Consider the following 11,350-nt stretch of genomic DNA (forward strand, 5'->3'; position numbering starts at 1 on the left):
GAGACCCGTTCGTAGTAGTGCGATTCATCGCACGTTCCAAATCAATGATGGGCAATAAATTGCCCTACTACAACATAGGCTAATACGATGTTATTTTTGACGTGCGACCCGCGCGTGGGCAACCCGTAATAGGTTCCGCGTCTCGACCGCATCTGGATTGAGTTGTAAGGCTCTCTCAAAAGCCTTAATGGCTTTAGGGTATGCGTTCTGTTTTGTATGGCAGACCCCAATTTCGTGATATGCCTTGGCACTCATAGGATAGATATGCGTAATTGTCGTAAAGGCTTCCAATGCTTCTGTGAAACGTTCTGTTTCTCGATAAACGTAGCCGAGCTGCATCAGTGCTTCTGGAAAATCCGGTTTGAGTCCAATCGCTTTTTCAAGGGCAAAGATCGCTTCCGAGAGGACACCTTTATGTCTGTATGCGACCCCGATGCCATAGTGGGCATGCGGTAGGGTTGCATCTCGCGTCAATGCTTTCTCGTATTCAGCAATCGCTTCGTCGAGCTGTCCTGCGAATCCATAGGCTCTACCTAAGTCGATATAAGCCTCCGCCATATCCGGTCTCAACTGAATCACACGCTTGTATGCGATAATCGCTTCAGCGAGTCTCCCTTGCATCACATAGACAGTGCCTAAATTATGGTGTGCCTCAACCAACGTCGGCTTCATCTCAATCGCGCGTTGATAAGCCGAGGCCGCTTCGGGGAGTCTCCCAGCGCGTTGATAAGCAGTCCCGCTGTTGTTGTAGTCCTGTGCGGAGGGTGAAACTGTTGACTTAGCAACTGTTGTGGATGCCGGTTTCTTTTTACCGATGGATGTGTTCTCGTTACTTTGACATCCACCGATGAGTACTAAAACTATCAGAAAGATACATCCATAGGACTTACGCAAAATTACGTCAGAACGCCATCTTGATATGATGAAGGCACTTCCTATCGGAGAAATCCGGTGCGGTTGGAAACCGCACCTACCAGTGGCGTGCGTAAGTCCTAATCCATATAGACTGAGTCTCATTTTTTGGATGCTCCCTCAATCGCCTCTATCGTTTGATTGGCTTTGAGTGCTACGTACCGGTCTACTTCACCAGAGGGCCACTGAATTTCGAGTTGCGCGACTGTCTCAGTCTCCCCTAATCCGAAAGTCAATATCGTCTCGCTTTGTGAGCAATAACTACTACCCGTGCGAACCATCTGGTATTGGAGACTATCTCCCGACGTTACTCGGACCTGTGTACCAATACCATCTCGATTGCTACGGACACCCACAGTTTTCACTCGGAGATAATTAGACAACGGTTCGGTATCGTTTCGCAGAAGCCATGCCCCAGCATATTCAGTTTTAACACCGTTATTGCTTACAAGGAGATCCAGATCGCCATCGTTATCGTAATCGCCGTAGGCACACCCGCGTCCGACCCCCTCGCGAACGAGTCCAGCGTGCTTTGTAATATCTCGAAACGTCCCATCCTTCTGATTTTGAAAGAGGGAAGGGAGTTGTGCATAAGGGGTATGCTGCTGATAACGAAGCACCTCCGGTTCAATGTGTCCATTCACACAAAACAGATCGAGCACGCCATCTAAGTTGCAATCAAAAAACAAAACCCCAAACGTCAGGGACCGGTAACTTAGATCGGCAATCTGGACACGGTTAGCGTTATCCGTGAAATAGGGGTCGCCTGATTCCGCGTAAAAGAAGGCACTCTTTTCGTTGCTAAAATTGCCGATGGCGATTGCGGTGCCGCCGTTGTTATAGACATCCGCTGCATCAATGCCCATACCACCCCGTGCTCTCCCTGTCTCACTGAAGGCAATACCCATAACGAGGGCTTCATCGGTAAATGTGCCATCCCCGTTGTTCCGATAGAGAAAATTGGGTTCAGTATCGTTGGCGACAGCGAGATCAATCCATCCGTCCCGGTTATAATCCAACAGGGTAACACCGAGCGATTTTCCTATCGGATTGTAGAGTCCAGCTTGCACAGTGAGGTCTGTGAAGGTGCCATCCCCTCGGTTGCGATAAAACCGAGCGGACTGCCCAGTATAGACAGTCGGCGTGCAATAGGTACGGTGTCGCTTGTTGTCAGTCGTAGAAATCACTGTACACGGCAGATCCGTCTCAGGGGTCCATTCAACGTAGTTGCAAACAAACAGGTCGAGCCACCCATCGTTATCGGCATCAAAGAAAGCGGCACTTGTCGACCAGTTTGGATCCGCGACCGCTGCGAATCCAGTGACATCCGTAAAAGTTCGGTCTCCGTTATTGCGGAAGAGTCGATTTTCACCGACGTTGGTGAAGTAGACATCCGGATCGGCATCGTTGTCGTAATCCGCCACCGTTATGCCCATCCCATACATGGGGACGTTCAGTTTCGCTGCTTCAGTAACATCGACGAACCGTCCGCTGCCTATGTTGCGATAAAGCCGCGGGGTGTATGTCGTTCCCGCGAGTTCCCAAGGTGTTCCATTTGCGAGGAGAATGTCTAAATGACCATCAGTATCGTAGTCGAAAAAGGCACATCCAGCACCCATCGTTTCAGGCATATACCGTTCACCGGTTGCCCCTGTGGCGTGCCGAAATTCGACACCAGACAGTTCGGTGACATCCGTAAATCGGACATCGGCTTCCGCAGGAATACATAGACAGATTAAAACGCACAAGCGCAGAAAGGTCGGCATGAGGTATTCTTCGTAGTGTGCCGGCAGACGTTAGTAGTCTGTCACATCTAAACTGACAGGTCGTTCGTAGTAGGGCAATTCATTGCCCGTTTCTGACGTGCGATAAATCGCACTACTACGAACTGGGGTTTCCCATCATTTGAAAGTTGACAGAACATTAGGCTTTGTAAAATTCAACCGTTGTGCCAGCCATATCTTCGACCTTGTCTATCAACGCTTGCCTCTCATCATCTTCCATGCCTGTGAACTTTTTGGCGATGTCAATTTTCTCTTGCATCTGCTCGGCATTGTCAGGACCAGTAACAAGTGTGCTCACCGGTAGAGACCAGACAAACCGAATCGCTTCGGAAACGCTGACTTTATCAGGGACGACTTTCGGATTTGAGCCGTGTTTACCGTGCCGCGACCCACCGAAAAATCCACCGTTCGCGAGTGCCTTCATCCCAATGACACCGATATTGCGTTCAACGAGCGTCGGGACGACTCTTTCAATGAAACTCTCGTAGTTCATATCAACAAGGTTCATTGACAATTGACATGCATCGAAAATATCGGTACGTTCAAGCATACGTTCATGGGCTGCAGGGCTCGAATGCCCAGTGAATCCGATATAGCGCGTTTTCCCTGTCTCTTTCGCCTCGAGCATAACATCAAGGATGCTGTTATCAATTCGCTCATCTACGTCTGCGGGGTTCCTGATCGAATGCACCTGCCAGAGATCGAGCTGTTCGGTGTTCAAACGTGAGAGTGAACCTTCGAGATGTCTCCAAGCACCATCAGCAGTAATTGCCGTCGTTTTCGTCATCAGAAACACATCATCTCTATATTTTGGCACTAATAGTTTCCCGAGACGGCTCTCACTGCCACCGCGTTGATAAGATTCTGCGCTATCAAAGAACCGGACGCCGCCTTCAAGTGCGATGTCAATTGTTTTCTGTGCCTCCGCTTCAGACATCTCTCCGATATGCCATCCGCCAAGGGCAAGCATGGTTACCGCTTCGCCGGTGCGTCCGAGTCTCCGTGTTGGCAGGAGGGTGCCTAAACGGTCGCTGGCAATATTTGCTTCGTCCCCTTCTGCACACGCTGATGACAGGAGAATGCCTGTTGTCAAACCTGCCATCGATTTTAGAAATCCACGTCGATCAATCATAGTCATCACCTCCGTGTTTATATCCTAATGCATTTCAGAATTTTTGTCAAATGTTTTTTCTATAGAACAAGCGGTCAGGACGTTCCGCTACGCGAATCAGAATCAATGGTATTCAGGTTTCCTTATGGGCATGTAATCAACGGTATGAAGCCCGTGTAGGCTTCACCGGGGTATGAATGCCTTAATGGCATTCCCCGCACTGTCAGTCGTCAGTAATGATGATTTTCCTTGATTTAAATAGGTGTTAGGGATTATAATAATTCTAATGAGTAGTATCGCATTCATTTTTACTAAAATAATCTGAGTTGCACTTGGAATGGACTTGCGAACAAGTGGTCAAAACTCTTCGGGCATTAGGGTTTGACAACACTTGTTTTTTTATCTTTACACATTTAATAGTATGGAAAACGCTTCACCGAAAGAGATCCCTGATAAACTCGTTGTCCTGACATTTGACGACGGATGTAAATCGCAGGCGACTTTTGTAGGTCCGCTTCTGAGTGCCTACGACTTTGGTGCCACCTTTTACATTACCGAAGGTCTAAACTTCCTGAGAAATAAAGAAGCCTACATGACGTGGGAAGAGGTGCGTGGATTGCACGATGCGGGTTTCGAGATTGGCAATCATACACGCCACCACCGGAATGTGACCCAACAATCAGCGGCGGAACTCCGTGGGGATTTATCGCATATTGATGTACGTTGTGCAGCGTCCGGTATTCCGAAACCCACGACGTTCTGTTATCCCGGTTATAGCCACGGCGAAGCCGCTGTTGAAGTGCTTGCGGAACACGGCTTTCATTTTGCCCGACGGGGTGTTGCCCCAGAGTTCCCTTACGACGGTGAAGGCGGACGCGGACCTGCATATAACCCAACGGTGCATCATCGACTCCTCATCCCGACGACAGGTGCTTCGGGTCCACATTGGAACTTTGACGATTTCGAGTGGGCACTTGCACAAGCAAAAGATGGGAATATAGCGGTTCTCACGTTCCACGGTGTCCCGGATCTTGAGCATCCATGGGTTCACACGACACCAGCGCAATTTGAAGTGTATATGGCGCATCTCGCGGAAAATGACTATAATGTCATCGCACTCCGGGACCTCGGTAATTATGTGAACTTTTAATCCAATATATTCAGACCAAGACACACGGAGAGAAAAGATAGAGCAGGTTTGTGCTATGCCAGTGCCTGCTAACTTTGTACACTATGCTTAGAGAATTTACAAATAGTCTAACTCGATGGGATACCTTACTGTTTCACCGTATCTTTGGTTGGGGCGATAAAAGAATCCTAAATTGTTCATTTCGTATTATCTCTTGGAGTGCGAACGGATGTCTGTACCCGTTTGTTGCGCTTTATGTACATTTGACGTTCGGCGCGGGGACCAGCAAACCCCTTCTTCTATCAGCGATCCTCGCATTTCCACTTGAGAGACTCCTCTATCACTTCCTGAAACAGTCAATGAAACGCGATCGACCATACAAGCGGATCATGGATGTCCACTTTCGGGTTCGCCCGCCCGATCAGTTTAGTTTTCCATCAGGACATACTGCGTCTGCTTTCTTGATGATGACGTTGTTATCGAATACCTTTCCGGCACTACAAATCCCGACGCTTTGTTGGGGAGCCTCCGTGGGTGTTGCGCGCGTATATCTCGGTGTACATTATCCGACGGATGTACTCGCAGGCGCGCTCCTCGGTATCCTTACCGCACAGATAGGTATGTGGTTTATAATGTAGACGAGAAAGTGTTTGAAAAATTGTATTCAGGACTTACGCAATTTTGACCGTCCGGCATTCTGTGAGATGGAAATACTTGGCCAAACATAGCCCTTTGGAATGCACAACCTAACAGGTTATGCTACAAAACAGCGCTAATAAGGTGTTCCATTTGTTGTCAAAGCACACCAACGCGAAGCGAATAGATGATTGAAGAGGGCTTCTTGTGCCGCCGGGGTCTTAATCTGCTTGAGTGCCATTGCGGCGTGAAAACGGACATACCGATTTTCATCTTCCAGCTGTGCAACGAGGGCAGGAATAGCGGGTTCGGCAACTGTGCCTAATTTCGCTAAAGCGCGAGCGGCGTTATCGCGAACCCAATGATAGTCATCACGCAACCCTGCCGTTAAGACTTGGATAACCTCGGATAAATCTACATCCTGAGACACCTGTTGTCCGATGATTCCGAATCCCTCAGTAGCGTGTCGTCGGACCCATGCGTTAGGATCTTGTGCGGCGCGTGTTAGGACAGGTATCGCTTCCGCTGCCACTTTTCCCATGTCCGCCAAGGCAAACGTGGCACTCGCCCGGACGGAATCATCCGCTGCTTGTATGGCATCAATGAGGGTTGGGATCGCGGGTGCGCCGATGAGGCTCAAAGCGTATCCAGCATATTCACGGATCGCATCAGACGGACTGTATAAGGCTTGTTTCAAGGCAGGCACGGCAGCGGCACCAACCCGTCCCAAGCGATAAGCTGCATTAAGCCTCCCTCTCTCATTGCCGCTATCCAAATTTCCAATGAGGGTATCCACCTCAGTGTGCGAAACCCCGTTGGTCGTGCCGTTCTGTTTCCCGTTATACCAGTCCCATAACGATTCCCACAATTCTGGATGTTCGGGATCTTCACCGTTGCCGAGAACACCCCAGTCTGCAGTTTCGCTTTTCCACACAGGTGCTTGCGGCTCATCGAGCCGGATAAAGAGGAACTTCAACATATACCGCCGCTTGTCGCTGCTATTTGGCATTGCGCGGTGCCATAAATCGTAGTGAACGATGGTTACCGTTCCCGCCTCACCCGTGAGTGCGAGTTCAGGCTGCTGGTGCGCGCTTTCACCCGTCTCATAATATTGGGAACCGGGTAGGACAGCGGTAGGTCCCATATCTTCGGTGACATCCTGTGGATAATAGAACGCCATCGTCCAGCGACACCGGTGGCGACGGATCTGTTCGTCGCCTTCGTAGCTATCCTTATGGAAATTCTGACCCTCACTCCCCTGTTGGTTGAAATGGCAGTACCGGTGTGAGTGCATCACATAGTTTTCACCGAGTACGCCTTGCATTGCCCCGTGAACGAGAGGATGGTCAAAGACTTCTTGAATTTCAGGGATGAGTGGCAGCACATTATTTCCCAAATTTCCAGTCTCTTCAAACATTGTGTCGAGTTGTTGGCGGATATTCTCATGGAAACTCGGTGGAAAGTCGGTCTTTATCTTGACGTAGCCGTTGATGATGAAATCCCGCATCTCCTGATCGGTGAGTTGGAGCGTAGGCTTGTTCATTTTAACTTCCTCCATTTATTGCCTATTGGCTATCGGCTATCAGTTACAGCAAAATTCGGGCTTACAAAGCTCTTCCATTATTTAGCACATAAAAATCCTTATTTTTTTACTGCCCCGAATGTAACGCCGCGGAGCAGATGGTTTCGCATCAGGAACGTGAAAACAGCAACGGGTAAAAGAAATACAAACGTCCCAGCAGCGATTTTGCCCCAATCCATGCCGCTGGAACCCGTCGCGCTTGTAATAGAAGGCGGCGCGGTCACGGCTCTACCCCCGACCTCTGTGAGGACCAAAGCAAACGCGAACTCGTTCCACGCTGTGATGAGACAGAAGACGGCAGTTGCCGCAATGCCTGTGACGGATTGCGGTAAGATGACTTTCAAGAAGGTCTGAAAACGGGAGTAACCGTCCACGAGCGCAGCATCCTCATATTCCTTTGGAATCTCGTCAATGAAGCCTTTCATGAGCCACACCGCGAACGAAACATTAAAGGTGGTATAGAGCAGAATCAGTCCAAAATGTGTATCCCGCAGCCCGAGCGCGCTATACATGAGATAGATGGGGATGACAACGACAACAGGTGGGAGCATCCGTGTGCTAAGAATAAAAAAGAGGAGATCGTCCTTTCCAGCCACATCAAATCGGGAGAACGCATACGCCGCAAGCGTTCCGAGTCCGACAGCAAGGATCGTGCTACCGCCACCGATGATAATACTATTCAGCAACTGGTAGAAATATTTGGATCCACCGTTCGCCAATGCGACACAAATTGCAATGGTTCCAAAAACGCTCGGTAAGACAAAAGTAAGTCGCTGTTTTTTCGCGATCTGGAAGGCAATACCGCCTGTTTTCTTGAACGGTGCCATCAGGAGATAGGCGATAACTGTGCAAACAATCAGTAGCAGAAAGTTGAAACGGGCATCGGTTTGGAGACGCGTCTGTAATTGCGGCAGACTCAGAAAACTATAGAGACAGGTGAGAACAAAAACAGCGTTCCACAATAAACCGAGATTTCGGAGCGACAAGGCACGGGGCAATGTTCCCTTAAAAAGGGAAAAGAAGCCGAAAAGGAGCAACCCGATAAGCACCTCGGCTAAGAAGATATACGTTACACCCGGCACTCCCGCTGAAGGCATTAACTTTTGATAGTTCTCCAACGATATTTCAAAGATAAACTTCGGGAGTTTCGTGGTGATGTCCGCCAATCCCTTCAGCGATGTCGCCAAAATCCAATAAATCGGGGCGATATAGACAACCACAGCCACAGCGACAAGTGCTAATATGAGGTAGTGGGCAAAACTTTTCCGATGCCGCATGATGTTCTTATGCCTCTTCTCCCTTGACGCGATTCAGGTATTTTACGTAAATGTTGCTCAGCGCGACGATAATAATGAGTAAGATATACGCCATCGCGCACGCCTTACCGGTGTTATAGTTCCGAAAGGCGAGTTTATAGAGATTCATTGATACAGTTTCGGTAGCAGTGCCGGGTCCCCCCTCACGCGTCAGCACATAAACGATATCGAACATCTTAAACGCATCCATAGTTCTAAAGAGCAAGGCAATCAGCAGAAGTGGAGAGACCAGAGGCAGCGTGATCCATCGAAACTTGAACCATGCGGAGGCTCTATCGACATCTGCGGCTTCGTAGAGGTATTTCGGAACGGCACTCAATCCGGCTAAAGCAATTAGCATCATAAATGGAGACCACATCCACGTGTCTACAATCACAACGGCTAACATCGCCACCTTTGGATTGGTCGTCCAACCGATAGGTGATTTTAGGAACGGACTGAGAAAAAAGTTCAACAGACCGGCGTTATCCGAAGAGAGGATGAACCGCCAAAAGAGTCCGACTACCACAGGGGAGAGCATCATTGGAAGGAGGAGGAGCGTTGTAACGAAACCTTTATATCGGAAATCTCGGTTCAGTAGCAGCGCTAATCCGAATCCGATAAAGAATTGTGCCGCGACTGCGAGAATCACGAAGTAAGCCGTAGTTTGAAAGTAGCCCCAGATTTCTGGATCAGCAAGGAGACGCGAATAATTACGGACACCGATAAATCTCGGTGCTGCGGGCATGGAGGCTTTATAACGGTGGAAACTCAAGTACAACGACCACAGCAGCGGAAAGATGTTCATCAAGATGAGCAAAACCATCGTAGGCATAATAAATGCCATCTTCAATTGGTAATCGCTCATCCCACGGGACGTTGTGTTGGGAGGGGTAGTTTGCATATTTCTAACGAAACTTGTGAAAGTGCTTTAGAATGGAAGGATTTGGAGGGAAGACTGGAACGACTTGGTTGGAAGGCTGGGTACCCATTCTTCCATTCTTCCATGCCAGTCTCTTCCAACCTTCCAACCCTAAGCTTTACTCGTCGTAATACCCTGCGTCCTCAAAGATTTCCTCATGCTTCCTTGCGATGGTATCGAGTGCCTCTTTCGCAGACTTGATTTTGGAGATGGCTTCGCTCCAGTTGGTCTGGCAGACCTCCAAAAGTTCTGCATATTCCGGCACAGCCCAGAAATCACGAAGGTAAGGGAAACTCGCAGCGAAAGCCTCGTTAAAAGGGGTCGCCGTTTTAAATGTATCGGACTGCAACACCTCTTTGTGGGGTGTGAAACCGCCGAGCATTGCCCACTTCTCTTGGACGGGTTTCTGCATAAACCACTTCATGTACTGCTTGGCAAGGTCCTTGTTTTTGGAGTAGGAAGAAACGGACATACCTTGTCCACCGATGCTGATATAGTGTCCCTTCGGTCCCGCCGGTGCTACAAAGAAACCGCTCTTGTCGTGGGAAATAGGATTCGTTTCAGGGTTCACGACACCTGGGAAGAAAGCGAAATAATTCATCGCCATAGCGACTTTCCCAGCGGTGTAGGCATTCAGTGTCTCTGCCCAGTAGTAGTTCGGCGCATCAGGCGGTGCGAACTGGAGCAGGTCGGTGTAGAATTCAAGTGCTTTCGCGGCATCTTCCGTGTTGATATATCCATCAACCTTGTAGTTTTCAGCATCGCCATAAGAACCACCAAAACTCCATAGGACCTGTTGGAACCCCATGGTAATACCGTCATATTCTTTGCTATACCAAGTTGCGAGGCCGTAGAGGTCTTGGTCTGGACGCGTAAAGAATTCGGCAATATCACGAAGTTGGTCATAAGTTGTTGGGGGTGCGAGTGCATAGCCGTACTTCTCTTGGAACGCCGACATCTCCTTCGGGTCTTCAAATAGGTCTTTGCGATAGACGTAGCCAGCGGCATCAACTTCTGCGGGCAGTGCCCAGTACGTCCCACTGCCTTTCGGATATTCGGCAAACGCTGTCATCGCGGGTCCGTAGATAGCATCTACATCAATGTTTTCATTAATCCAATCAGTGAGGTTGATGTAGTTTTGACCTTGAGAGTTTCTACCGAGCCATTGGCTATCTCCAATAACAATGTCGTACAGATCGCTTTTCCCGACAAAAGCCGTGAAAACTTTATCTTGGAAGTTCGGCCACGGAATCTGGACAACATCGACAGCAATACCCGTTTCGGCGGTAAAGTCTTTCGAGAGTTCCTGTAGATAATTCGCGGGATCCCATTCTGCCCAGACAATAGTTAAGGATTGGGATTGGTGGTTGTCCGCTTTCGGAGCACTCACGAACGCCAGTGCGAGTATTAGCACTAAGACAAAACTTATGCGAACACTTTTCATGTTTTTTCTCCTCCGTATAAAAATCGTGCGAGTTGTTATTAGCACCTATTAAAATCTGATATGCGATTCGGTGCTTTATGGCGGTATTATAAATGGAGTTCACAATTTTTGCAAGAAAAATTGTTTGCAGTTGGGAAGGTTTGTCAAAGCTCACCGATACAGAACACGGTATTTTTTGCTGCTAAACTCCGAATTTCGGAGTAGTGGTAAACTTGGGTAACTTCCACGCCATTTTCAATGATGGCAGTGGGGCGTTCGATAACGAAGTCAGCGAAGTGCGGTGCGTTGAAAGCAACATAGGCGAGGCTGAAGGTCTCAATCTGTGGATCGTATCGCTTTGACAGATCTGGAAATAGCACAATTCCTGTATCGACTTGGTAGATGTCTGCTTTTTCATCTATGTTCATCGTTTTAACCGGACACTCGATAATTGCCCGCTGCTGTGTATGGGTATCCCATATTTCTGTGTGCGTTACGATGGGTAGGTAGTGTTTACATTGTGTAAGTTATTGACATTTTTGTTAGGTTTTGGTAG

9 protein-coding genes and 1 pseudogene are annotated in these 11,350 nt (G+C 48.7%); 2 read left to right on the top strand and 8 right to left on the bottom strand.

Annotation, left to right across the window (positions count from 1 at the left end; all coding sequences use genetic code 11):
- Nucleotides 1-90 precede the first annotated feature (90 nt).
- The 3 genes from OXN25_10955 to OXN25_10965 all read right to left on the bottom strand — a co-directional run bounded on the left by OXN25_10955 (nucleotide 91) and on the right by OXN25_10965 (nucleotide 3,828).
- On the bottom strand, nucleotides 91-1,017 hold the full coding sequence (locus OXN25_10955) for a tetratricopeptide repeat protein (protein ID MDE0425379.1): 927 nt from the start codon (nucleotides 1,015-1,017) through the stop codon (nucleotides 91-93).
- Nucleotides 1,014-2,678, bottom strand: a complete 1,665-nt coding sequence (locus OXN25_10960) for a CRTAC1 family protein (protein ID MDE0425380.1) — start codon at nucleotides 2,676-2,678, stop codon at nucleotides 1,014-1,016. The genes OXN25_10955 and OXN25_10960 overlap by 4 nt, the downstream gene beginning before the upstream one ends.
- A gap of 157 nt (nucleotides 2,679-2,835) precedes the next feature.
- A complete protein-coding gene (locus OXN25_10965) occupies nucleotides 2,836-3,828 on the bottom strand; it encodes an aldo/keto reductase (protein ID MDE0425381.1) in 993 nt (330 codons plus the stop codon).
- Between the two features lie 400 nt (nucleotides 3,829-4,228).
- Here OXN25_10965 and OXN25_10970 point away from each other — a divergent pair, with 400 nt between their 5' ends.
- Entirely contained in the window at nucleotides 4,229-4,957 is a 729-nt protein-coding gene (locus tag OXN25_10970; protein MDE0425382.1) for a polysaccharide deacetylase family protein, read from the top strand.
- Between the two features lie 83 nt (nucleotides 4,958-5,040).
- The gene (locus OXN25_10975) at nucleotides 5,041-5,574 is read left to right on the top strand and encodes a phosphatase PAP2 family protein (protein ID MDE0425383.1); all 534 of its coding nucleotides are present in this window, start codon (nucleotides 5,041-5,043) and stop codon (nucleotides 5,572-5,574) included.
- A 134-nt stretch (nucleotides 5,575-5,708) separates the two neighbouring features.
- Here the strand turns inward: OXN25_10975 and OXN25_10980 are convergent, their stop codons facing one another.
- From OXN25_10980 to OXN25_11000, 5 genes and pseudogenes are all read right to left on the bottom strand, one after another.
- Nucleotides 5,709-7,115 carry a HEAT repeat domain-containing protein gene (locus OXN25_10980; protein ID MDE0425384.1) on the bottom strand — a complete coding sequence of 469 codons (1,407 nt, stop codon included), beginning with the start codon at nucleotides 7,113-7,115 and terminating at the stop codon, nucleotides 5,709-5,711.
- Between the two features lie 98 nt (nucleotides 7,116-7,213).
- Nucleotides 7,214-7,843, bottom strand: a pseudogene (locus OXN25_10985) (carbohydrate ABC transporter permease).
- 595 nt (nucleotides 7,844-8,438) lie between these two features.
- Nucleotides 8,439-9,353: a sugar ABC transporter permease gene (locus OXN25_10990; protein MDE0425385.1), complete on the bottom strand. Its 915-nt coding sequence runs from the start codon at nucleotides 9,351-9,353 to the stop codon at nucleotides 8,439-8,441.
- Nucleotides 9,354-9,489: 136 nt separating this feature from the next.
- Nucleotides 9,490-10,815: a sugar ABC transporter substrate-binding protein gene (locus OXN25_10995; GenBank protein ID MDE0425386.1), complete on the bottom strand. Its 1,326-nt coding sequence runs from the start codon at nucleotides 10,813-10,815 to the stop codon at nucleotides 9,490-9,492.
- A 143-nt stretch (nucleotides 10,816-10,958) separates the two neighbouring features.
- Nucleotides 10,959-11,222: a hypothetical protein gene (locus tag OXN25_11000; GenBank protein ID MDE0425387.1), complete on the bottom strand. Its 264-nt coding sequence runs from the start codon at nucleotides 11,220-11,222 to the stop codon at nucleotides 10,959-10,961.
- Nucleotides 11,223-11,350 lie beyond the last annotated feature (128 nt).

It is taken from the genome of Candidatus Poribacteria bacterium (assembly GCA_028820845.1).
Classification (GTDB): domain Bacteria; phylum Poribacteria; class WGA-4E; order WGA-4E; family WGA-3G; genus WGA-3G.